Raw genomic sequence first — 22160 nt, forward strand, 5'->3', positions numbered from 1 at the left:
GTTAGGAAGCGACGAAAGTGCCGTTCGTCAGGCGTGGCGCGGTCAGCGGCTGCGCACCAGGACGAACTCGAACTTGTCCTCGACGAACCACGTGCGCGACCACGAGATCGGTTCACCGCCGACGAGGTAGTGCACCTGGTCGAGGCACACGTACAGCGGCGTGTCCGGCTGCCCCGGCCCCCATCCGATCGCCGGGTCGTGCACCGCGTGGACGCGGGCGACGGCCTGGGCCGGGACGAGACCGTGGGGTTCGAGGTACTCGAACACCGACCCGGTGATGTCGTCGGGGTCCACGTCGTCCGGAAGGGCCTCGGCGTTGATGAGGTCGTGCTCGAAGGCGACGACCTCGTCGTCGGCCAGGAAGCTGCGCTGGAGCGCGACGACGCGCAGGGGGCCGGTGCTGTCGAAGCGCCGGGCCTCCTCCTGCGTGGCCAGGCGGTGTTCGCGAAGGCGGTAGACGACCTCGCACGTGTAGCCCTGCTCGGCGATGATCCGGCTCGTCGAGCGGAGGTCCTGCAGACCCGCTCGGATGCCGCCACCGTGTGACGTGACGAACGTGCCGGCGCCCTGCCGCACGCGCAGGAGGCCGCTCTCGGCGAGGCGGCGCAGCGCGCTGCGCACGGTGGCGCGGCTGACCCCGTACTCACCGGCGAGCTGCTGCTCAGAGGGCAGGCGGTGGCCCGGCTCCCAGTCGCCGTTGCTGATGCGCTCACGCAACCGGTCGGCCAGCTGGACGGGAAGCGACCGCGCGTCACGAAGCCGGCTGGTCGCCATGCACGCCCTCCGTCAGCTTGACGTCGACAACTTGCCTACCCGATAGTGACGCCAACTTATCAGACACTAGTCGTCAGACGACCTACAGGAGCGTTCATGCCTCCAGCGCGCAGTCACCTCGTCGCGGTCGCGTCCGTCGCGCTGTGCACCGTCGCTCTCACCGGCTGCAACGCCAACGCCGACCGGGCGCCCGCCGCCGCCGACGACGGCCGGTCGTTGATCCTGGTGACCCCGGAGCCGGTGGGTGTGAACCCGTTCCTGCAGCTGGCGGTGAAGGGCGTCGAGGACGCGGCCGCGCAGCACGGCGCGAGCTCGAAGGTCTTCCAGAGCCAGGACGCAACCACCGTCCAGCAGCAGGTCGAGGCCGCTGTCGCCGAGCAGCCCGACGTCCTCGCGGTCGTCGGCTTCGAGTTCGCCGACTCGATCGCCGCCGCGGCCACCGCCAACCCCGACCAGCAGTTCCTCTTCGTCGACGCCTGCACCACCGAGCAGTTCCCGAACGTGACGTGCGCCGTGTTCCGCGAGCACGAGGCCACGTTCCTCGCCGGGGTGGAGGCCGGGCTGCTCACCACGACGAACAAGGTCGGCGCCGTGGTGGCGCTCGACACCCCGCAGATCCGCCGGTTCTCCGATCCCTTCGGCGCCGGCGCGGCGCACGTGAACCCGCAGGTCTCGTTCACCCCGCTCTACGTCGGGGGGCCGAGCCCGTTCAACGACCCCGCCCGGGCCAAGGAGCAGGCGCTGTCCCTCGCGGCGCAGTCGGTCGACCAGGTCATCGCGTCGAGCGCCGCGGGCAACCTGGGCGTCTTCGACGCGGCGAAGCAGAGCGGGTTCGCCGCGTTCGGTGTCGACGTCGACCAGTGCGGGCTCGCGCCGGGTCAGGTCGTCGACAACGTGATCAAGGAGGTCGACCGGGTCACCGCGGACGGCGTCGAGAAGATCCTGGCCGGCCAGGGCGGCACGACCGTGTCCTACGGGCTGGCCGAGGGCGGCGTGACGCTGACCGGCCTCGAGGAGGGCCTCGCGCAGACCCAGTGCGTCATCGCCCAGCACCCCGACGTGCAGGCCGAGCTCGCGAGGGTGCGCGACCAGATCGTCAGCGGCGAGGTGCGAGTCGATGACCCGGCAGGCGTGTGAGGGGAACGCCGCACCGGGCGGCGACCCGGGCCGGCCGGGGGACGAGCCCGAGGTCGAGATGGTCGGCATCGTCAAGCGGTTCCCGAACGGGGTGCTGGCCAACGACCACGCCGAGCTGCGCCTCGCGCCCGGGGAGATCCACGCCCTCGTCGGGGAGAACGGCGCCGGCAAGTCGACGCTGATGTCCGTCCTGTACGGGCTCATCGCCCCGGACGCGGGCGAGGTCCGCGTGCGCGGGGTGCCCACCCGGTTCCGGTCGCCGATCGACGCCTCCGCCGCCGGGATGGGCATGGTGCACCAGGCCTTCCGGCTGTTCCCGTCGATGACGGTGGCGGAGAACGTGGTGTACCGGGCCGAACCGCAGCGGCTGCGCGGCGTGCTGGACCGCGCGGCGGCGCACCGCGAGGTCGCCGACCTCGCCACGCGCCACGGGTTGCAGGTCGATCCCCGGGCGCGCGTGGCGTCCCTGTCGGTCGGCGTCCGGCAGCGGGTCGAGATCCTCAAGGCGCTCTACCGGGAGGCGCGCGTCCTCATCCTCGACGAGCCGACCGCCGTGCTCACGCCGCAGGAGACCGCGCTGTTGTTCGACGTGCTCCGCAACCTGCGTGCGTCCGGACGCACCGCCGTGATCGTCACCCACAAGCTGGGCGAGGTGCTCGAGATCAGCGACTCGGTCACCGTGCTGCGCGACGGGCGAACCGTCGCGCGCCTGACGACCGCCGACACCGACGCCCACGAGATCGCCCGGCACATGACCGGTCGGTCGGTCGACCTCGACGGCCGGTGGGTCCCCGGCCGGCCGGCCGGACCCGTCCTCGAGGTCGACCGGCTCACGGTGCCCGGCACCGCCGGCAGGCCTGCGGTCGACGACGTCACCCTGCAGGTGCGGTCCGGGGAGATCGTGGGCATCGCCGGCGTCGCCGGCAACGGTCAGGTGGAGCTACTCGAGGCGATCGCCGGGCTGCGCGGGGCCGAGCGCGGCAGCGTCCGGGTCGACGGGACGAGCCTCGACCCGCTCTCCGCCGGGCAACGTCGGCGGGCCGGGATCGCCTACATCCCCGAGGACAGGGCCGCCACCGGGTCGGCCGTCGACGCGCCGGTCGGCGACAACCTCTCCATGGGCTTCCACCGGCAACCGCCGCTGCGGCGGGGGTGGACGATGGACCGCAAGGCGGCCCGGCAGCACGCCGAGAGGATCGTCGGCGCCCTCGGCATCAAGGTCCGCTCCGCGGCCGTCCCCGCCGCGACGCTGTCCGGGGGGAACCTGCAGAAGCTGATCGTCGGGCGCGAGATGGCCCACGACGCGCCGGTCCTGCTGGTCGACCAGCCGACGCGCGGCGTCGACATCGGGGCCATCGAGAACATCCACGCGCGGTTGCGCGCCTACCGCGACGCCGGTCACGCCGTGCTGCTGACCTCGGCCGAGCTCAGCGAGCTCTTCGCGCTGGCCGACCGGCTGGCGGTGATGTTCGAGGGCCGCGTGGTCGCGGTCCTCCCCCGCGAGACCGCGACGGAGGAGGAGGTCGGCCTCGCCATGTCCGGGATCGCACCGGGAGCACGCCCGCCCGGCGGGGAGGGCGAACGGTGACCGTGACGCCGAGCACCGTGGCCCGCGGGCTCCTGTCGTCGCCGGTCGCGCTCGCCCTGCTGGGGTCGCTCCTGGTCGGCTCGATCATCCTGCTCGCGGCGGGCGGCAACCCGCTCGAGGCCTACGCGGCGATCGTGACCGGAGCCTTCGGCGGCCCGAGCCAGTGGCGCAACACGATCTCCGTCGCGGTTCCGGTGGTGGCCATGGCGCTCGCCGTGGCGGTCCCGTTGCGGGCCGGGGTGGTGAACCTCGGCGGCGAGGGGCAGATCGTCGCCGGCGGGATCACGGCGGTCGTCGTGGGCACCACGGTCGACCTGCCGATGCCCGTGTCGCTGCTGGTCGCGCTCGCCGCCGGGGCCATGGCCGGCGGGCTCGTCGGTGCGGTTCCCGCCGTCCTGGAGAACCGGCTGGGGGTGCCGCTCCTGGTCAGCTCGCTGTTGCTGTCCTACCCGGTCGTGGCCCTCGCCTCGTACCTCGTCCGGTTCCCGCTGCGCGATCCGGGGACGGGGCTGCCCCAGACCCCGCCCCTCGGGGAGGCCTACCGGATGCCGACGGTGTTCGGCGTGGCCGCGAGCCTGCTGGTCGTCGTGGCCGTCGTCGCGGTCGTCGTCGTGATCGACCGGAGGACTCCGTTCGGCTACGAGGTGCGGCTCACCGGGCTCAACCGGCGCTTCACCGAGTACGCGGGCGTCGACGTCCCCCGCATGGTGACGCGGGTGATGGTCGGCGGCGGCGCCGTCGCCGGCCTGGTCGGCGCCATGCTCGTGACCTCCTTCCCGCACCGCTTCATCGACGGAGCCCTGATCGTCCCGAGCTACACGTGGACGGGGCTGCTGGCCGCCCTGCTCGCACGCGCGAACCCGCTCGGAGCCGCGCTGGCCGGCGTCTTCTTCGCGGCGCTGCAGGTCGGCGGGTTCGGCATGGAGCGCTCGACCGACATCCCCCGCGAGCTGAGCTCGGTGCTGCAGGCGGTCGTGATCGTGATCCTCGCGGCGAGCATCGGCGTGGCAGGTCGGCGAACCCGGAAGAACGAGGTCTGACCATGCTCGCCGACATCATCGACATCTCGCTCGTCTCGTCGGTCCTGCGCGCCCTCACCCCGGTCCTGCTGGCCGCGCTGGGCGGTGCCCTGTGTGCCCGGGCGGGCGTCTTCAACGTGGGCCTCGAGGGCTTCATGCTCATCGGCGCCTTCGCCGCGGTCGCAGGGAGCTGGTTCGGCGGGAGCGCGTGGATCGGGGTGGGCGCCGCCGTGCTCGCCGGAGCCGCGACGGCCGCTGTGCTGTCCGTTGCCTCGATCCGGCTCGGCGGTGGCGAGATCATCGTCGGCATCGCCCTGAACCTGCTCGCGGTCGGGCTCACGGCGTTCCTGCTGCGCACCACCTTCGGCACCCAGGGCACCTTCACCGACCCGGCGCTGCAGGGTCTCCCCACGGTCGGCGGGCAGACCCCGCTCACCTACCTCGCCTGGGCGCTGGTCCCGATCCTCTCGCTGTTCCTCCGGCGCCACGTCTGGGGATTCCGGCTGCAGGGCGTCGGCGAAGCGCCGGAGGCCGCCCACAGCCTCGGCGTGAACCCGGCGACCTACCGGCACGCGGCGGTGCTGGCCAGCGGGGTGCTCTGCGGCCTTGCCGGGGCGCAGCTCGCCCTCGGGAACGTCGTGCTGTTCTCCCAGAACATGACGGCGGGCCGCGGCTGGGTCGCCGTCGTCGCGGTCATGCTCGGCCAGGCCGCGCCGTTCGGGGTGCTCTTCGCCAGCCTGCTGTTCGCGACGACGGAGGCGATCGGGTTCCGCCTCCAGGGCCTCGGCCTCCCGTCGCAGGTGGCCTCGGCAGCGCCCTACGCCCTCACCCTCCTGGCCCTCGTCGCAGCGAGCCTGCGCAGCCGGGGGCTGCTGCCCGCCCGACCATCGGAACCCCACCAGGAGAAGGTGTGACCTCGACCGTCCCCGTCCCGACGCTCATCAGTCAGAGCGTCCTCCTCGACGACGACGCCGTCCGCATCCTGGACCGCCGCGTGTTCCCCTTCGAACGGACGTGGGTGACCTGCCGCGACCACGAGGACGTGGCCAGGGCCATCGAGGACATGGTCACCCAGAGCAGCGGGCCGCTCTTCGCGGCCGCCGCCGGGATGGCGCTGGCCGCCCGGGACGCCGACCGGCTCGCCACCGTCGAACAGCGGCGGGAGCTCATGGCCGGGGCCGGGCGCCGGCTCGTGTCGACGCGGCCGACGAACAACCAGATCCGCGACGTCGTCGCCGAACTGCTCGAGGTCACCGAGACCGCTCTGGCCGCGGGGGAACGCCTCGCTCCCGTCGTGGAGCACAGCGCTCTCGACGCCGGGCACCGCTACCTCGCGCGCAGCCGCGCTCTCGGCGAGCACGCGGCCCCGCTCATCCCGGACGGCGCGACCGTCCTGACCCACTGCTGGGCGGAGTCCTACCTCACCGAGACGGTGGCCGCGGTCCTGCGCTCCGGCAAGCGGATCGACGCGATCTGCACCGAGACCAGGCCCTACCTGCAGGGAGCCCGGCTGACGGCGGAGAGCCTCGCGGAGATGGGCGTGCCGACCCGCCTCATCACCGACGGCATGGCCGCCCACCTGATGAGCCGCGGGGAGGTCACCGCGTTCGTCACCGCCGCCGACCGGGTCACGATGGACGGCCACGTCGTCAACAAGATCGGCACGCTCCAGATCGCGGTGTCCGCGCACACCTTCGGCGTCCCCTACGTCGCGCTCGTGCAGGCCCCGGACCGCCAGGCGCCCGACGCCGCGTCCGTCGAGCTCGAGAACCGCGACGGGGACGAGGTCCTGCACTGCCTCGGCAGGCGCACCGCCTCCACGAGGGTCGCGGGCCTGTACCCCGCCTTCGACATCACGCCCCCGCGGTTCGTCAGCGCCGTGGTGACGGACCGGGGCCGCTTCTCGCCCCACGACATGGCCTCCTACCACAACGACCCCGCCGAGGTGCAGCGATGACGAGCCACCCCGACCTGCTCCCGGTCACCCGCATCCCCCGCACCGGCAGCCCGCGGCGGGCGCTCGTCGTGGGTGACCCGTTCCGGGCCGAGCGCATCGCGAAGGCCCTCGACGACGCGTCCGAGGTGGCCCACGCCCGCGAGTACCGCACCTTCCGGGGGCGCTGGAAGGGCACCGAGGTCCTCGTGTCCTCCCACGGCGTGGGCGGCCCCGGCGCGATCTGCCTGTTCCAGGAGCTGGCGGACGCCGGGGTGAGCACGATCATCAGACTCGGCACGGCGGGAGCGCTGCAGCCGGAGATCGAAGACGGTGACCTGGTGATCGCCGACGCGACGGTCCGCGACGACGGGGTCACCGCGCAGCTCGTACCCGCCGAGTACCCGGCGGTCTCGAGCCCGGAGGCGGTCCTCGCCCTGACGGCCGCCGCCGCGGAGCACGGGGCCCCGCACCACCGCGGGCTGGTCTGGACGAGGGCGGCGTTCTACCCCGCCCACCTGGAGCTCCCCCTCCGGATGTACGTGGACGCCGGCGTGCGAGCCATCGAGATGGAGCTCTCGGCGCTGCTCGTGCTCGGCACCCTGCGCGGCCTCACCTGCGGCGGGGTGCTGGTGATCGACGGTGCCGCCGCCGACGAGCTCAGGGACACCACCGGGTACGACCCGCACCGGGCGGTGGTCGACGCCGGGGTCGAGCGCGGCATGCACGTGGCGCTGGACGCGCTCACCCGGATCCCCGTCCCCCGACCGAGCTGAGGACACCAGCAGTGTGCGTGGCCACCACCATCGACGACCTGTACGACCAGCTGGCCGACGTGGGCCGGTCCGCGGTGCGCAGCGGGCTCGCGCTCGCCAGCGGGGGCAACCTCTCGGCCCGGCTGCCCGGCAGCGACCGGTTCGTCGTGACCGCCGCCGGAACCTGGCTCGACCGGCTCACCCCCGACGACTTCAGCACGGTCGCCGCCGACGACGGGCGGGTGCTCGGCGGCGCGGAGCGGCCCTCCTCGGAGTGGAAGCTGCACTGGCGCACCTACCAGCGGCGGCCCGACGTGCACGCCGTGGTCCACCTGCACCCGCAGCACGCCGTGCTCGTGGACGCGCTCGGCGAGGAGATCCGGCTGGTCACGCTCGACCACGCCGTCTACGTCCGCGCGATAGGGCACGTCCCCTACCACCCGAACGGCTCCGACGAGCTGGCCGACCTGTCCGCGGAGCAGGCCGAGCAGCACGACGTCATGGTGCTGGCCCACCACGGCTGCTCGGCACTCGGCGCGGACGTCGGGATGGCGTTCCGCCGGGCGGCCAACCTGGAGGAGGCCGCGGTCGCCACCTACCGGCTCCTGACCCTGGGCGACCGCACGCTGCGGTTCCCCGCCGAGCACCTCGCCCGGCTCCGGCACGTGTGAGGCTGCGGCCCGGCCCGTCGACCCTCGGCACCACGACCCGTGCATTCTCCTTCTCCTGCGCGGAGGTCGGGCGTGACCGGTCGGTTACGCCGGGGCGCGGAGCCGCCGCCGGGACAGCAGCGACTCCAGCAGGACGAGCCCGCCGATGACGAGCACGGCCACACCGATCAGCCGCATGCCGGCGTCGACGGCCGTGACGAACGCCGCGACGACGTCGGGGGCGCGGTCCGGGGTGGTCGCGGCGAGGGCCTGGGCCACGGTGTGCGGGTCGCGGCCCGCGCGGACGTCCGGTGGGAGCTCGGCGGCGAACCGGGCGGTGAGCACCGTGCCGATGACGGCCACCCCGAGCGCGCTGCCGAACTCGCGGGTGGTGGCCTGCAGCCCGGTGCCGACCCCGGCCTGGGCCGGCGGCAGTGAGCCCGCGATGACGCCGGAGAGCGTCGGCAGCGCCAGCGTCACCCCGACCCCGGTCACGACGAGCCACGCCGCGTAGGCCGCGTAGGGGGTCTGCGCGTCGCTCGTGGACAGGCCGAGCAGCCCGCCGCCGATGCACAGGAACGCGACGGCCACCGTGGAGTCGAGACCGATCCGCTGCGACAGGCGTCCGACGTGCCGCCCGCCGACGACGATCGGGACGGTCAGCGGGAGGATCCCGAGACCGGTCTGCAGCACGCTGAACCCCATGCCGTACTGCAGGAACGAGGCGTTGACGTAGAACAGCGCGAACATCCCGAAGAAGACCGCCGTCATACCGAGGCACGCGCTGCGCAGTGCCGGGATGCGGAGCAACCGGGGATCGAGCAGCGGGTGCTCGGCCCTCAGCTCGACGAGCGTCCACGCCGTGAACAGCACGGCGGAGCAGGCGAACCCGCCGATGACGAGCGCGCTGCCCCAGCCCGCCTCCGGGCCCTGGACGATGCCGACCAGCAGCGCCACCGAGGCGCCGACGAGCAGGGCCGCACCGAGCGGGTCGAGGCGGTGGTCGTGGCGCGACGAGACCGGCGCGACCCGTGCCACGACCCCGGCGAGCAGCAGCGCGACCGCGCAGGCGGCGGCGAACAGCCAGCGCCACGACCCGGAGGACAGGACGGCACCGCCACCGAAGTTGCCGACGACGCCGCCGACGCCGGTCATCGACGCCCACGTCGCGATCGTCGCGCCCCTGCGTTCGACGGGGACGGCGTGCAGCAGCACCGCGAGCGTGTTGGGCAGCACGGCGGCCGCGCCGACTCCCGTGACCGCCCGGCCGACGAGGAGCACGGCCACGTCCGGGGCGATCGCTGACAGCAACGCACCCGCCGCGAACAGCACCAGACCGGCCAGCAGCACCCCCTTTCGCCCGAAGCGGTCGCCCGCGGCCCCGCCGGGGATCACCAGGCAGGCGAAGACGATCACGTAGGTGTCGACGATCCAGACCAGCGCCGACGCGCTCGGGTGCAGTGCGCTCGCGGCGAGCATCGGGACCGCGAGGTTGATCGCCGCGACCATCCCGACCACGAGTACGACACAGGCGCACATGATCGGCAACAGGCTGAGTCGCGCGACGCGGCCATGATCGCGGACCAAGATTCTCAAGGACATGGAGCCGACGCTATGGACGACTGCCATCTCCACGCCACGCAACTTCCGTAAAGCAGACTTGCGTATGGTGCAAACCATGTCGGAGCAGCTCGACCTCAACCTCCTGCGGGTGTTCGACGCGCTGCTGCGGGAGGGCAGCGTCACGGCGGCCTCCGAGCGCCTCCACCTGTCCATCCCGGCCACCAGCCGGGCGCTCGGCCGGCTCCGGCGGGCGACGGGCGACCCGATCCTGGTGCGCGCGGGTCGCGGGATGGTCCCCACGCCGTTCGCGCTGCGCACCGCCCCGCGGGTGCGGTCGCTGCTCGACGAGGCGTCGGCGCTGATCAGTGCCGGCCGCGGGCTCGCGGTCGCCGAGCTCGAGCGCACCTTCACGATCCGCATCAACGACGGTGTCGCCGCGACCCTGGCGACGGCGGCGGTCGAGGCCACGGCCGCGGTCGCCCCGGGCGTGCGGCTCCGTTTCGTCGCGGAGGGCAGCGAGAGCATCGAGGCGCTGCGCGACGGGTCGATCGACCTGGACATCGGCGCGGGCGACGTCGCAGCCCCCGACATCCGGTCGGCCCGGCTCTACGGTGAACGACTCGTCGGCATCGTCCGCGCCGACAGCCCGCTCGGCCGGCACCGCCGCCCGACGTTGGCGCAACTGTCCCGGTATCCCCACGTCTCGGCGTCCCGCCGGGGACGCGCGCGCGGGCCGCTCGACGACGCGCTGGAGGCGGCGGGCCTGGGGCGCCACGTCACCGCGATCGTTCCGACGTTCGCCGTCGCGGTGCTGCTGGTCGCCTCGAGCGGTCACGTCGGGCTCGTCCCGCAACGCCTCGCGGAGCGGTACGGCGAGGCGCTCGGCATCCGCTGGTTCCCCATCCCGGCAGCCCTGCCGGAGGTCGACATGCGGATGCTCTGGCACGCCCGCCTCGACGCCGACCCGGCCCAGCGCTGGCTGCGCGACACGATCCGCCACGCTCTCGACGCGTAGGAGATCGAAAGGTTCGCCCGGTGGTCGCCCGCACCGGCGACACCTGGCCACTGGTGGGCAGCCGGGGGCGCTGAGCGGGCCCGGCTGAACGGCTCAGGCCTTCGGCACCACGACCACCCCGAGCAGCCCGGGCCCGACGTGGGCGCCGATCACCGCGCCGACCTCCGACACGAGCAACCGGGTCACCTGCGGCAACCGCTCTCGGAGCCGGACCGCCAGCTCCTCCGCACGCGCCGCCGCGCCGAGGTGGTGCACCGCCAGGTCGCAGGGACCGTCGCCGGCCGCCCGCGCCGCCAGGTCGACCAGCCGCTGGGCCGCCCGGGCCGAGGTCCGGACCTTCTCCAGCGGCACGATCCGGCCCTGCGCCACGTGCAGCAGGGGCTTCACCGCCAGCGCGGTGCCGAAGAGCGCGGCCGCGGCACCGATCCGCCCGCCGCGGCGCAGCCGGTCGAGGGTGTCGACGGAGAAGAACAGCCGGCAGCGGGCCGCGACGCTCTCGGCGGCCGCCACGACGTCGACGCCGTCGGCCCCCGCCTCCGCCGCGTCCGCCGCCGCGAGGACCGCGAACCCGAGACCCATCGCCGTGGACCGGGAGTCGACGACGTGCACGCGGCCGGGGGCCACCTCGTCGGCCGCCAGCCGCGCCGCGTCCCACGTGCCCGACAGCTCCCGCGACAGGTGCACCGACACGACCTCGTCGGCGCCGCCGTCCAGGGCCGCCCGGAAGCACGCGGCGAACTCCGCGGGCGTCGGCCGGGAGGTCTGCACCTCCAGGTGCCGGTCGGCGAGCGCCGCGGACAGCTCGGCGGCGTCGATGTCGACGCCCTCCCTGCCGACCCGCTCCCCCAGCCGGACCTCGAGCGCCACCACGCGGATGCCCCGCTGCTGCGCCACGCCCTCGGGGAGGTAGGCGGTGGAGTCGGTGACGACGGCGACGGGCACGGCGCCGGAGCCTAGCGGGACTGCACGGCGGCCGACGCTCGTCCCGGGCGCAGCAGGCCGGCGCACGCCGCCCCGACCGCGGCGTGGGCCTCCCACCCCCAGTGCATCCCGTCCGGGTTGCCGTGCCCGCCGAGCACGTGCGCGCCCACGAGCGCGGGGAGGTCGAGCAGCGCCACGCCTGCGGACCGCGCCCACGCGCGGGTCGCCCGCTCAGCGGCCGGCCGCCCGGGGTGCACCGACGAGTAGCACGCGGCCCGGTGCGGCGGCGGCAGCACCGCCACGACGGGCAGACCGGGCCGGACCGCGCGCACCGCGTCGCAGCACCGCTGCAGGTACCGCACGGTCAGCCGCGGTGGCAGCGCCACCGGCCCGCCCCCGGGCAGCGCCGCCGCGAACGTGCGCGCCAGCACCGGCTGCGCGCGCAGGTAGGCGCCGCGCACCACGCGGCGCAGCGGGTCGGGCCGCACCGCCGGGATCAGCTCCCGCAGCGCGGTGGGCAGCGGCGAGGGCAGCGTGTCCATGCCCCCGACGCCGAGCACGAGGGCCTCGACGGACGGCAGCACCGCCCACACCCGCGGGTCGGAGGTCAGGGCGTGCCAGGCGTGCCGGGCCGTCCAGCCCGTGCCGGCGGCGATCTCGGCGCGCCCGCCGAGCGCCGCCGCGGCGACGTTCGGCCACAACCGCGGCTCGTCGGCCGGCTCCGGTCGCTGCGGCCCGTGGAAGGCCAGCGAGTCGCCGAGCACCAGCAGGACGGGCCGGCCGGTCATCCCCCGGCGCCGACGTTGTACCCGGCCAACCGCCAGCGCGGGTGGTCCTCACGGCGGGCCAGCGCCGCCCACCGGCAGTTGCCCATGCCGCCGATCGCGGGCCAGCTGGACACCGGCAGCGCCAGCAGGCCGCAGACCAGCCCGGCGATCAGCCCTCCGTGGGCCACCAGCACGACGGTGCTCTCCGGTCCGGTGCCGTCGTACTCCTCGTCCAGCTCCTCGACGACGGGCAGCGAACGGCGGACGACGTCGACGCGCGACTCGCCGCCCGGCGGGGCCCACCCCGCGTCCGACCGCCACGTGGCGATCGCCCCCGGCCACTCCTCGTCGATCTCGGCCACCGTGCGTCCCTGCCACTCGCCGAGGTGGGTCTCGCGCAGCCGCGGGTCGAGCTTGACGGGACGCCCGCAGGCCGCGGCGACGACGTCCGCGGTGTCGACGGCGCGGCGGAGGTCCGAGCTGATCAGCCGGTCCGGGGTGAGCCGCGCGACCTCGGGGGCCACCGCGGTGGCCTGCTCCGCACCGGTGGTGGTGAGCAGCGAGTCGATGTGGCCCTGCATGCGGCCCGCGACGTTGTAGTCGGTCTGCCCGTGGCGCAGCAGCACGAGCCTGCGCAGGCTCACCCGGTCGGCCCTGCGCCGTCGGTGGACGCATCGGTGGAGGCCTCGACGACCGCCTCGGGGAACTCCACGCGGGGGCAGTCCTTCCACAGCCGGTCGAGCCCGTAGAACCCGCGCTCCTCGGTGTGCTGGACGTGCACGACGACGTCGACGAAGTCCAGCAGCACCCAGCGCCCCTCCCGGGCACCCTCGCGCCGCGTGGGCTTCGCACCGCGCCGGCGCAGCTGCTCCTCGACCTCGTCGACGATGGCCTGCACCTGCCGCTCGTTCGGCGCGGACGCGATCACGAAGCAGTCGGTGATCACGAGCTGGTCGGACACGTCGAGCACGACGATGTCCTGCGCCTTCTTGTCGGCCGCGGCGGCCACGGCCACGCGGGCCAGGTCGAGTGCCTCGTCGGTCGCCGTCACCGTTCCCCTTCCCGGTGGGCGCGGCCCACCTGCTCCACACCAGTGTCCCAGCCCCCGAACGGGCGGGTTTACCGGGCGGGTCGCAACGGGAAAGAGCAGTGCGGCAGGACGTCCGAAGGCTGCGGGGGCCGATGACCACGAGCGGGAACGTCGAGAGCAACGACGTCGCGCAGGCGGCTGCCCGGGACGTGGCGCGGCTGCTCGACCGGCGCGGGCTGCGGGACGTCGTCGCGCTGGCCCGGCGGGTGCTGGGGGAGTCGGCTCGAGGGCTCTCCCCGACCGGGGGCCCGCGACCGGGTGAGCCCTCAGGGGGCGTCTGTACGCTGCGCCAGCATGAACGGTCCACTCGGCGGGGTGCCGCCGGCCGAGCAGCTGATGACGATCGAACGTGACGACCGGGACGGGTGCCTCGTGCTCGCCGTGCGCGGCGAGGTGGACCTGAGCACGGGAGGACGGCTGATGGAGGCCGGGAGCGCGGCGTTGCGCGAGGCGACGGGGGCTCCGGTGGTCCTCGACCTCACCGGCGTCGACTTCCTGTCGTCCTCCGGCCTCGGGCTGCTGGTCGCGCTCCACGACGACGGCCGGGAGCTGGGCGCTCCGCTGCGGGTCGTCGTCGACCCGGCGCGTCCGGTGATCCGGCCGATCCGCACGATGGGCCTGGACGAGGTGCTCGCGCTCTACAGCACCGTCGACGAGGCCGTCGCGGCCTGACCGGCGGGCCGCTGGTGGGAGGAACCGCGCAGGAACCGTCGGGCGCCGGCCCGCCGGAGGACGTCATCTCGATGGTCCTCATGGCCGACCCGGTGTCGCTCTCGGTCGTCCGGGAGCGGTTCAACCGCTGGTTGCGGGCCTTGCGCTGGCCGGACCGCGAGATCGACGACGTCGTCATGGCAGTGAACGAGGCGGTGACGAGCGCCGTGGAGCAGACCCACCCGTCGGCGATCGGCGCCGAGGTGCGGGTGGCGGCGCGGCAGTACGCGGAGCCCGACGGGTGCCGGCGCGTCCTCGTCGCGGTGGCGGGTGGCGAGATGTGGTCACCCGAGCCCGACGGCTTCGAGGGGCCGGGCCTGCTGATGATCCACGCCTGCATGGACGCGATCGAGGTGTCGCGGGAGCCCGACGGCACCACGATGCTGCTCACCAGCGCGAAGGTGCCCCCGCTGCGCTAGTGAGCCCCGCCACTAGTCCCGGTAGAGCCGTCGCTTGGAGATGTACTGCACCACCCCGTCGGGCACCAGGTACCAGACCGGGCGGCCCTGCTCGACGCGGCGCCGGCAGTCGGTCGACGAGATCGCCATCGCCGGCACCTCGACGAGGCTGACCGCGCCGTCGGGCAGGTGGTCGTCGTCGAGGGTGTATCCGGGGCGCGTGACGCCGACGAAGTGCGCGAGGCGGAACAGCTCGTCCAGCTTCTGCCAGGTCAGGATCTGCGCCAGCGCGTCGGCGCCGGTGATGAAGTACAGCTGGGCGTCGGGGTGTTCGGCGTGCAGGTCGGTGAGCGTGTCGGCGGTGTAGGTCGGCCCGGGGCGCTCGATGTCCACGCGGCTCACCGAGAACATCGGGTTGGACGCCGTGGCGACCACCGTCATCAGGTAGCGGTCCTCGGGCCTGCTCACCGTGCGCTCGGACTTCTGCCACGGCTGCCCGGTGGGAACGAAGATCACTTCGTCGAGCCCGAACCGGTCCGCCACCTCGCTGGCGGCGACCAGGTGACCGTTGTGGATCGGGTCGAACGTACCGCCCATGACCCCGATCTTGCGCTCCATCACCGAAGCCTAAACGGCCCGATCGGACGGGCGGGGCCAGGTCAGGCGCCTGCACCCGCAGCCAGCGCATCGGCGAGGAATCGGAGCTCGCGGTGCATGGCCTCCTGCCCGTCGTCGGCGTGCCGGGCGACCGAGTGCCGGTAGCTGACGGCCGAGGCGAGCAGCTGGGCGGCGCAGTCGACGTCCGCGACGGGGCAGCCGTCCGGGCGCGCCGCCGCGACGACTGCCCGGATCTGGGCGACCATCCGGTCGAAACGGGCCTGCAGCGCGTCGAGGACGGCCGGGTGCGTGTCCGCCTCCCGCCACAGCAGGTGCGACAGCACGGCGGACGTGTCGAGCGCGCGGTCGAAGGCGTCGACGAGCCGGTGCAGGCTGGCGGCGACATCGCCGGGAACCACGACGCGGTCCGGGTCGATCCGGTCGTCGGGCAGCCGCTCGACCAGCGCGGAGAGCAGGTCCGGCTTGCGCTTGAAGTAGTAGTGGACGAGGCCCTTCGGCACCTCGGCGCGCTCGGCGATCCGCGAGGTGGGAGTGGCGTCGAAGCCGGACTCGGCGAAGAGCTGCTCGGCCGCGGCGAGGATCCGCTCACGCGCGCCCGGCTCGTCCGGTGCCGCCGTCTCCGCCATGTGCTCCTCCACCCCTCCCCGGTCACTGTACGAGCGGCCCTCCCGTCCGAGGAACCTGGACGGAAGGGCCGCTCGTGGCCACTCGGTGCTCGCCGTCAGTGGCTGCCGGCCAGCCCCCGGTGCTCCGCGTTGGCGGACGGGAGGGCCGCCAGGCCCACCGCGACCGTCAGCACACCCGCGACCCAGGACGTCCAGGACGCGCCGGCGAGGTCGGCGTAGCCGAACACCCACGGCGAGATGAACAGCAGGGCGCCGAGCACCGCGTGCACGTACTCACTGGCCACCGAGCCCGGTTGCGCGAGCGACCACAGCGCCGCCGCCGCGATCAACACGCCGAAGACGATCAGCGACCACATCGCGGCGCTGTCGGTGGAGACCACGATCGGCGACAGCGCGGTCAGCACACCGATCACCAGTGCCGCCCAGTCCTGCCACCGCTGCCATGCCCTGGTCATTGCGATCACCCTTCCCTCGTGAGGAGACGCCTCCATAGTGCGCTTGACTGGCCGCCCGGTCAAGGTGGTGGAGCCGAGCGCGATGAGACCTTCGGAACACCCTGGCCGGCGAGCTCGAGCCGACCTCACGATCAGAACTTCGGCGCGTTCCCGGGTGGAGAACGCCCGTTCTCGCGCCGAAGGTCTGATCATGGCCACCCGGGGAAGGCGCCGCGAGGACCCTGCCGTACGGCTCGCGCCGCCGACTAGCGCGGGTAGGCGTGGCGGAACTGGATGCTGATCCGCGGCGGAGCCACGCGCGTCTTGGGCACCGAGTGCTGCCAGGTGCGCTGGCAGGAGCCGCCCATGACCAGCAGGTCGCCCGGGCCCGGGAGGTACCCGATGGACGGGCCACCGCCCGTCCGCCGCAGCCGGAACGGCCGCCCGGCACCGAGCGAGACCAGCGCGACGACGGCCTCGGGCAGCTCGCGCGCCACCCGGTCGCCGTGCCAGGCGACGCTGTCGGCCCCGTCGCGGTAGAGGTTGACGCCGACCTGCGTGAACGCGACGCCGTAGCGCTCGCTCAGCACGCGGGCCATCTCGCCCAGCTCCGCGGGCGGCGCGGGCCCGTCGTCCAGGCGCCAGCGGTGGGTGAGCCGGGGTTCGCGGACGACGCGGTCGTACATCCGCACCTCCCGCCCCGACCACGGGGTCTCGCCCAGCAGCCGGCCGAAGAGCACGTCGGCTCCGCGACACCACCCCGGCGCGTGGTCGACCCACGCCCCCTCGGCGAGCTCGCGCCGGCGCAGCGCGCCGAACGCGCGATCGAGCTCGAGCGCGGGCGCGTCGAGCAGCGAGGGCTGCCAGGCGAGGTCCGGAGCGGCCATGCCGCCACGCTACGCCGACTCGAACACAAGTTCGATGCCGATCACGCCAGCAGCCCGCGCGCCACCTTCGCGAGCGCTGCGGGGAGCGGGTCCCCGGGCGCCGCCGAGGCCAGGTCGAGCGCCGCGAGGTGCGGGTGCTCGCCCCGCGCGACGACGTGCGCGACGTACCGGGCGCTGCGCAGGGTGTCGGCGGCCGAGAGCTCGTTGCGGGTCGCCGCCGCGACCACCGCCGTGAGCATCGCCCAGGCGACGAGCTTGTCCGGACCGGGAGCCGGGTGGTCGGCGAGCACGGCGAGGACGTGCTCGGTGACGTCGACACCGTGCGGGCCGATGACCGGCCGCGTCAGAACCAGGTCGATCAGCCACGGATGGCGGCGGTAGATCTCACGGGCCTGCAGGCCGAGGTCGACCAGGTCGGCCACCGGGTCGCCGGTCGGCGCGGTGAGCCGGTACTCGGCGGCGACGTGGTCGGCCATGAGGTCGAGCAGGTCGTCGCGGGTGTCGACGTAGCGGTACAGCGACCCCGCGCCGGTCCCGAGCTCGCCCGCGACCTGCCGCATGGACACCGCGTCGAGCCCGGACCGGTCGGCGAGCCGCACGGCAACCTGGGTGATCTCCGCCCGGCTGCGCTGCGCGGGGCGCCCGACGCCGGACTTCTCCGGCCGCAGCCAGATCAGCTCCGGTTCCATCCCCGCCCCTCCCGCGCGTCGGCAGCGGGCCCATTCCACCAGCTGCGCTCCCGGCGATCACGCCGACCCGCGGCGCGCGGATCCGGCGTCACACCGGGAGGAGCGCCTCCACCACGTCGGCGAGCTGGGCCGCGGTGCGGCACTCGTGCATCGGCAGGACGTCGGCGTAGCGCAGGGCCGCCGAGTCGCCGCTGCCCCACTGCCGGCGGGGCTCCGGGTTGAGCCAGTGCGCGTGCCGGGCCTGCCCGACCAGCCGCTTCAGCACCGTGAGGTTCGGGTCGCGGTAGTTCGTGCGGGCGTCGCCCAGCACCAGCAGCGAGCTCTTCGGCCCGATCGCGTCGCCCCAGTGCTCGGCGAAGCTGCCGAACGAGCCGCCGTAGTCGCTGTGCCCGTCGAACGCGACGACGTCGGCCTCGCGCAGCACCCGCTGCATCACCCCCGACAGCTCCGCTCCGGGGTCGAACAGGTGGGTGACCTCGTCGGCGCGCTCCACGAACGCGAAGACCCGCACCTTGCTGAACTGCTCGCGCAGCGCCTGCACCAGCAGGAGCGTGAAGTGGCTGAACCCCGCGACCGAGCCGGAGACGTCGCACAGCACCACCAGCTCCGGGCGGCCGGGACGGCGGGCGCGGTACGCGGGGCGCATCGGCACCCCGCCGGTGGACATCGAGCGGCGCAGGGTGCGGCGCATGTCCAGCTCGCCGCGCTTGGCGTGGCGACGCCGCACGGCGAGCCGCGACGCCAGCCGCCGCGCCAGCGGGTGCACCGTGCGGCGCAGCCGGGTCAGCTGCTCGGCGTGCGCGGAGAGGAACTCGACCTGCTCGGTCTGCGTCGGCACCGCCGAACGCGCCACCTGATCGCGGCCGCGGACCTCCGCGGAGCGCCGCCGCACCTCGTCGGTGACCATCTTGCGGAACGCCGCGATCCGGTCGCGGATCTCGCGGCGGCGCACCTCGTCGGCGAACTCGGAGTCGTCATCGGCTCCCTCGCGCAGGTCGGCGAGGATCTGCGCCAGCAGCGTCTCCGGCGAGAGCACGCGCAGCGCCTGGTAGGCCGACCAGCCCGGCTGCGCGCTCGCGCCGCGCACCCCGGTGCCCGCGGCGCCGGAGCTCCCCAGCGCGTCCACGGCCGCGCGGGCCAGCTCGGCGAGCGCGGCGTTGTCGCCGGCGCGGAGCAGGTCCGCGAGCACGTCGCGCAGCGCGTCGACGTCCACCGGTCCGTCCTCGGCGTCCTCCACGCGGGGGACGTCGACCTCGCTCACGCCTGCGCCGAGTGCCGCCGGGAAGTACAGCTCGAACAGCGTGTCGAAGACCTCGCGCTGGCCGGAGCGGCGCAGGAGCGCGGCCGCCAGCCCCTCCCGCACGTGCTCGCGGTGCACCATGTCCAGGACGGCCAGCACGCGCGCGGCGTCGACCGTCTCCCCCGGCCCGACCGACACCCCGTGGCGCCGCAGCGCGCCGACGAAGTCGACCAGGTGCCCGGGCAGGCCGTGGCCCGTGCTGCGCACCGTCGTCGCGTCCACCGCCCCATCATGCCCCGCGGCGGCGGCCGCGCCGAGGGCTCCGCTCAGGGGATCAGCCGGATGTCCACGTCGACATCCAGTCGGCCTCCGTGACGGGTTCGACCCTCAGCCCGAGTGCGCGCAACCTGTTGCCGGTCCGGTCGGCGTCGACGCCGTGCTGGTCCAGCTTCTGCCAGGTCTCCGACCAGGTGGCGGCGGACATGACGGCGGTCGCGAGCAGCGGCAGCACGACGTCGGACCCCGGCTCGCCGTGCAGGCCGGCCGGCAGCGCGGACGTGTCCAGGACGACCGCGGTCATCGCCCCTCGTCGCGCGCGGCCTCGGCGCGCCGGTCGGCGATGAGCTCCTCGACCACCGACCCCTCTCCGGTCCACGAGGCGGCGACGTCGCGGCGGATCCGCTCGACGAGCTGCTCGCGGGTCCCAGCACGACCCGGCCGTCCTCCACGGAGACGACCAGCGGCACGCCTGCCTCGATGCCTGCCGCGCGCCTGACCTGCGCCGGGATCGTCACCCGCCCTTGTTCGTTGGCAGGTATCTCAGCTCTCGGACTCCCAGCTGCGCTGTTCGTCCTGAGATGAGCGTAGGTGACTGGAACTCGCGAGGTCAGTCACTCGACTCGGACAGCGGCCGGTAGGTCGCGATCAGCACCCCGCTGCTGGTCGGCTTCGCGCTCACCAGCTCGAGCTTCTTCAGCGCGGCGTCGTCGGCGAACAGCTTCTTGCGGCCCTCGCCCGCGATCACCGGGTGGATCAGCAGCACCAGCTCGTCGAGCAGGTCCTGCTCCACAAGGGACCGGACGAGGCCCGGGCTGCCCGCCACCGAGATGTCCTTGCCCTCACCGGCCTTGAGGTCCCGAACCGCGTCGGCCAGGTCCCCCTTGATCAGGGTGCTGTTCTGCCACTCGTCGACGCTGTCCAGCGTGGTCGAGGCGACGTACTTGGGCGCGTTGTTGATCCAGCTCGCGAACCCCGCGTCCTCGCCCTCGTCGACGTTCGGCCAGTAGCCGGCCCACTCCGTGTAGGTCACCCGACCCAGGAGCACCGTGTCGGCGTTCGCCAGCGCCCGCTCCATCTCGGCGCCCATCTCGGCGTCGAAGTCGAACTGCCACTGGTCCGGCGACTCCACCACACCGTCGAGCGAGATGAACGGACTCGAGACGACCCTGCGCATGTGACTCCCCCTCCGTCTGTCGGACGCCGGAAGGTTATGGGGCAGGCGCGATCATGTCTTGTACAGGAGCGACAGCGGCTCGGACGGCTCCCCGGCGCGCAGCTGACCGGCCGTCCGCCCGACGTAACGGGACAACGACCGGGCCAGGTGGGGGTGGTCGAAGTACCCGAGCCGGTGGACGACCTCGGGCGTCGGCACGCCCTCCTGGACGAGCACCGCCGCCCGCCGCGCCCGGTCGATCTGGCGGACGGCGCCCCGGGTGAGGCCGGTCGTGGCCAGGAAGCGCCGCTGGACGGTCCGCTCGGACGCGCCCGGCGTCCGTCCGTCGAGCACCGCGGCGACGACGGGGTCCCGGACCAGCACGCCCTCGTCGGCCAGCCGCCGCACGAACGCCTCGGCGTTGTCGTAGTCCGGGAGGTGCCACGCGGAGCCGTGCAGCCAGAACGAGCGGGCGAGGGCTGCGGGAACGTCGGTACCGCGACCGACGAGCCGGGCGGCGGGGAGGTGCGGCATCGACGTGCCGAGCGCGAAGCTGATCCCGAAGAACACCGCCTCCTCCGGGACGGGGGCCGTGTTCGCCCGCGCCTCCGGACCCTGCACACCCACGCTCATCCGACCGCGCTGCTCCCACACGACCAGGTCCCAGTGCGCCGTGGCGACCGACGTCATCCGGTCCACGCCGGTGCTGCGGCTGCGCCACACCCGCTCGACGTAGGGCGAGTCGGACGGCCGGCTCTCGATCTCCAGCCCCATCCCCCCTCCTCCCAGCACCTGCCGTGCTCCCCCGCCGGACGCCGGGCCCGTGATCGACCCCAGCCGCACGTGAGAGCGGTATGCGCCACCATCATGTACTGCTCACGGCGATCATGGCGGGTTGATCGGTCCGAGACGGACGCGAGCGCTGCCGCCGGCACCGCCGTGTGCGACTCGGACGGATCACGAGGCCCGCCGGGCGGCAGCTTCCCCGGCCGCAGCGGCTAGTTGAGCCGCAGCTCCGCGACCGCCTTCACCGCGTCGGACTGGTGCTTGAGCACCACTCCGAGGGTGGCGCGGACCGTGTCGTCGTCGAGGGTGTCCATGCCCAGGGCGAGCAGGGTGCGGCCCCAGTCGATCGTCTCGGCGACCGACGGGGCCTTGCGCAGCTCCAGGCCGCGCAGCACGCGGACGGTGCGCACCAGCGCGTCCACCAGCGCCTCCGGCAGCTCCGGCACCCGGCTCAGGACGATGCGCCGCTCCAGGTCGGCGTCCGGGAAGTCGAGGTGCAGGAACAGGCAGCGGCGCTTGAGGGCCTCGGACAGCTCGCGGGTGGAGTTCGAGGTCAGCAGCGCGAACGGGCGGCGCGACGCGGTGATCGTGCCCATCTCCGGGACGCTGACCTGGTAGTCCGAGAGCACCTCCAGCAGCAGGCCCTCGACCTCCACGTCGGCCTTGTCCATCTCGTCGACGAGCAGCACCGTGGGCTCGGAGCGCCGGATGGCCGTGAGCAGCGGGCGGGGCAGCAGGAACTCCTCGGAGAACACGTCGTCGCGCGTCTCGTCCCAGGACTCGTGACCCTGCCCCGCCGTGATCCGCAGCAGCTGCTTGGCGTGGTTCCACTCGTAGAGCGCACGCGCCTCGTCGATGCCCTCGTAGCACTGCAACCGCACGAGCCCGGCGCCGGTGCAGGCGGCCACGGCCTTCGCCAGCTCGGTCTTGCCGACCCCGGCCGGGCCCTCGACCAGCAGCGGCTTGCCGAGCCGGTCGGCGAGGTAGACGGTGGTGGCCACGCCGGTCGAGGCGAGGTACCCGACGCCTGCGAGGCGCTCGGCGACGTCGTCGACCGAACCGAACAGCGGTTCCTGGGGCGCGTCCACCCGGCCATCCTGCCTCGTGCACGGGCGATCCGCCCAGGG

At 74.0% G+C, this 22160-nt stretch carries 26 protein-coding genes and 1 pseudogene; 10 read left to right on the forward strand and 17 right to left on the reverse strand.

Features of this window, described 5'->3' with window-relative positions; translation table 11 throughout:
- Positions 1 to 42: 42 nt before the first annotated feature.
- Positions 43 to 774 carry a GntR family transcriptional regulator gene (locus FB558_RS26040; protein WP_142057755.1) on the reverse strand — a complete coding sequence of 244 codons (732 nt, stop codon included), beginning with the start codon at positions 772 to 774 and terminating at the stop codon, positions 43 to 45.
- Between the two features lie 96 nt (positions 775 to 870).
- On the opposite strand from FB558_RS26040, the gene FB558_RS26045 reads away from it, so the two are divergent.
- From FB558_RS26045 to FB558_RS26075, 7 genes are read left to right on the forward strand one after another with little or no spacing between them, the layout of a single operon-like run.
- Entirely contained in the window at positions 871 to 1911 is a 1041-nt protein-coding gene (locus tag FB558_RS26045; RefSeq protein ID WP_142057757.1) for a BMP family ABC transporter substrate-binding protein, read from the forward strand.
- On the forward strand, positions 1892 to 3499 hold the full coding sequence (locus FB558_RS26050; RefSeq protein WP_142057759.1) for an ABC transporter ATP-binding protein: 1608 nt from the start codon (positions 1892 to 1894) through the stop codon (positions 3497 to 3499). The genes FB558_RS26045 and FB558_RS26050 overlap by 20 nt, the downstream gene beginning before the upstream one ends.
- A complete protein-coding gene (locus tag FB558_RS26055; RefSeq protein ID WP_246106753.1) occupies positions 3496 to 4539 on the forward strand; it encodes an ABC transporter permease in 1044 nt (347 codons plus the stop codon). Before FB558_RS26050 ends, FB558_RS26055 begins: the two co-directional genes overlap by 4 nt.
- 2 nt (positions 4540 to 4541) lie before the next feature.
- A complete protein-coding gene (locus tag FB558_RS26060; RefSeq protein WP_246106754.1) occupies positions 4542 to 5432 on the forward strand; it encodes an ABC transporter permease in 891 nt (296 codons plus the stop codon).
- Positions 5429 to 6475, forward strand: a complete 1047-nt coding sequence (locus tag FB558_RS26065; RefSeq protein ID WP_142057761.1) for a s-methyl-5-thioribose-1-phosphate isomerase — start codon at positions 5429 to 5431, stop codon at positions 6473 to 6475. Before FB558_RS26060 ends, FB558_RS26065 begins: the two co-directional genes overlap by 4 nt.
- The gene (locus tag FB558_RS26070) at positions 6472 to 7227 is read left to right on the forward strand and encodes a nucleoside phosphorylase (protein WP_142057763.1); all 756 of its coding nucleotides are present in this window, start codon (positions 6472 to 6474) and stop codon (positions 7225 to 7227) included. Before FB558_RS26065 ends, FB558_RS26070 begins: the two co-directional genes overlap by 4 nt.
- 17 nt (positions 7228 to 7244) lie before the next feature.
- Positions 7245 to 7877, forward strand: coding sequence for a class II aldolase/adducin family protein (locus FB558_RS26075; RefSeq protein ID WP_246106755.1), 633 nt, complete (start codon positions 7245 to 7247; stop codon positions 7875 to 7877).
- Positions 7878 to 7961: 84 nt separating this feature from the next.
- Here FB558_RS26075 and FB558_RS26080 read toward each other — a convergent pair whose 3' ends face one another.
- Positions 7962 to 9395 carry an MFS transporter gene (locus tag FB558_RS26080; RefSeq protein WP_142059107.1) on the reverse strand — a complete coding sequence of 478 codons (1434 nt, stop codon included), beginning with the start codon at positions 9393 to 9395 and terminating at the stop codon, positions 7962 to 7964.
- A gap of 139 nt (positions 9396 to 9534) precedes the next feature.
- Here FB558_RS26080 and FB558_RS26085 point away from each other — a divergent pair, with 139 nt between their 5' ends.
- Positions 9535 to 10434, forward strand: a complete 900-nt coding sequence (locus FB558_RS26085; RefSeq protein ID WP_142057765.1) for a LysR family transcriptional regulator — start codon at positions 9535 to 9537, stop codon at positions 10432 to 10434.
- 93 nt (positions 10435 to 10527) lie between these two features.
- Here the strand turns inward: FB558_RS26085 and FB558_RS26090 are convergent, their stop codons facing one another.
- Genes FB558_RS26090 through rsfS form a run of 4 tightly spaced genes read right to left on the reverse strand, consistent with a single transcriptional unit; the run spans position 10528 to position 13173 of the window.
- The gene (locus FB558_RS26090) at positions 10528 to 11376 is read right to left on the reverse strand and encodes a DegV family protein (RefSeq protein ID WP_142057766.1); all 849 of its coding nucleotides are present in this window, start codon (positions 11374 to 11376) and stop codon (positions 10528 to 10530) included.
- A gap of 11 nt (positions 11377 to 11387) precedes the next feature.
- The gene (octT, locus tag FB558_RS26095; RefSeq protein ID WP_142057768.1) at positions 11388 to 12143 is read right to left on the reverse strand and encodes a diglucosylglycerate octanoyltransferase; all 756 of its coding nucleotides are present in this window, start codon (positions 12141 to 12143) and stop codon (positions 11388 to 11390) included.
- Positions 12140 to 12766 (reverse strand): histidine phosphatase family protein, encoded by a 627-nt coding sequence (locus FB558_RS26100; RefSeq protein ID WP_142057770.1) that lies wholly within the window; start codon positions 12764 to 12766, stop codon positions 12140 to 12142. The genes octT and FB558_RS26100 overlap by 4 nt, the downstream gene beginning before the upstream one ends.
- The gene (gene rsfS, locus FB558_RS26105; protein ID WP_142057772.1) at positions 12763 to 13173 is read right to left on the reverse strand and encodes a ribosome silencing factor; all 411 of its coding nucleotides are present in this window, start codon (positions 13171 to 13173) and stop codon (positions 12763 to 12765) included. Before rsfS ends, FB558_RS26100 begins: the two co-directional genes overlap by 4 nt.
- A 333-nt stretch (positions 13174 to 13506) precedes the next feature.
- On the opposite strand from rsfS, the gene FB558_RS26110 reads away from it, so the two are divergent.
- Together FB558_RS26110 and FB558_RS26115 are read left to right on the forward strand one after the other, a co-directional pair.
- Positions 13507 to 13884, forward strand: a complete 378-nt coding sequence (locus FB558_RS26110; protein ID WP_211366852.1) for an STAS domain-containing protein — start codon at positions 13507 to 13509, stop codon at positions 13882 to 13884.
- 14 nt (positions 13885 to 13898) lie between these two features.
- A complete protein-coding gene (locus FB558_RS26115; RefSeq protein ID WP_142057774.1) occupies positions 13899 to 14342 on the forward strand; it encodes an ATP-binding protein in 444 nt (147 codons plus the stop codon).
- A 12-nt stretch (positions 14343 to 14354) separates the two neighbouring features.
- Here FB558_RS26115 and nadD read toward each other — a convergent pair whose 3' ends face one another.
- From nadD to FB558_RS26170, 11 genes and pseudogenes are all read right to left on the reverse strand, one after another.
- A complete protein-coding gene (nadD, locus tag FB558_RS26120) occupies positions 14355 to 14939 on the reverse strand; it encodes a nicotinate-nucleotide adenylyltransferase (protein WP_142057776.1) in 585 nt (194 codons plus the stop codon).
- 41 nt (positions 14940 to 14980) lie between these two features.
- Positions 14981 to 15565, reverse strand: a complete 585-nt coding sequence (locus tag FB558_RS26125; protein WP_142057778.1) for a TetR/AcrR family transcriptional regulator — start codon at positions 15563 to 15565, stop codon at positions 14981 to 14983.
- Positions 15566 to 15660: 95 nt separating this feature from the next.
- Positions 15661 to 16020 carry an SPW repeat protein gene (locus tag FB558_RS26130; protein WP_142057780.1) on the reverse strand — a complete coding sequence of 120 codons (360 nt, stop codon included), beginning with the start codon at positions 16018 to 16020 and terminating at the stop codon, positions 15661 to 15663.
- Positions 16021 to 16265: 245 nt separating this feature from the next.
- Positions 16266 to 16886: an alpha-ketoglutarate-dependent dioxygenase AlkB gene (locus FB558_RS26135; protein ID WP_142057782.1), complete on the reverse strand. Its 621-nt coding sequence runs from the start codon at positions 16884 to 16886 to the stop codon at positions 16266 to 16268.
- 41 nt (positions 16887 to 16927) lie between these two features.
- Positions 16928 to 17575 carry a TetR/AcrR family transcriptional regulator gene (locus FB558_RS26140; protein WP_142057784.1) on the reverse strand — a complete coding sequence of 216 codons (648 nt, stop codon included), beginning with the start codon at positions 17573 to 17575 and terminating at the stop codon, positions 16928 to 16930.
- 88 nt (positions 17576 to 17663) lie between these two features.
- On the reverse strand, positions 17664 to 19097 hold the full coding sequence (locus FB558_RS26145; RefSeq protein ID WP_142057786.1) for a vWA domain-containing protein: 1434 nt from the start codon (positions 19095 to 19097) through the stop codon (positions 17664 to 17666).
- A 52-nt stretch (positions 19098 to 19149) separates the two neighbouring features.
- Positions 19150 to 19395 (reverse strand): PIN domain-containing protein, encoded by a 246-nt coding sequence (locus FB558_RS26150; RefSeq protein WP_142057788.1) that lies wholly within the window; start codon positions 19393 to 19395, stop codon positions 19150 to 19152.
- Between the two features lie 163 nt (positions 19396 to 19558).
- Positions 19559 to 19609 (reverse strand): annotated as a pseudogene (locus FB558_RS44760) (hypothetical protein); the annotation flags it as partial.
- Between the two features lie 92 nt (positions 19610 to 19701).
- Positions 19702 to 20268, reverse strand: a complete 567-nt coding sequence (locus FB558_RS26160) for a dihydrofolate reductase family protein (RefSeq protein ID WP_142057790.1) — start codon at positions 20266 to 20268, stop codon at positions 19702 to 19704.
- 51 nt (positions 20269 to 20319) lie between these two features.
- Entirely contained in the window at positions 20320 to 21021 is a 702-nt protein-coding gene (locus tag FB558_RS26165; RefSeq protein WP_142057792.1) for a helix-turn-helix domain-containing protein, read from the reverse strand.
- Positions 21022 to 21245: 224 nt separating this feature from the next.
- On the reverse strand, positions 21246 to 22121 hold the full coding sequence (locus FB558_RS26170) for an AAA family ATPase (protein ID WP_142057794.1): 876 nt from the start codon (positions 22119 to 22121) through the stop codon (positions 21246 to 21248).
- Positions 22122 to 22160: the final 39 nt, after the last annotated feature.

Source organism: Pseudonocardia kunmingensis (assembly GCF_006716445.1).
Taxonomy (GTDB): domain Bacteria; phylum Actinomycetota; class Actinomycetes; order Mycobacteriales; family Pseudonocardiaceae; genus Pseudonocardia; species Pseudonocardia kunmingensis.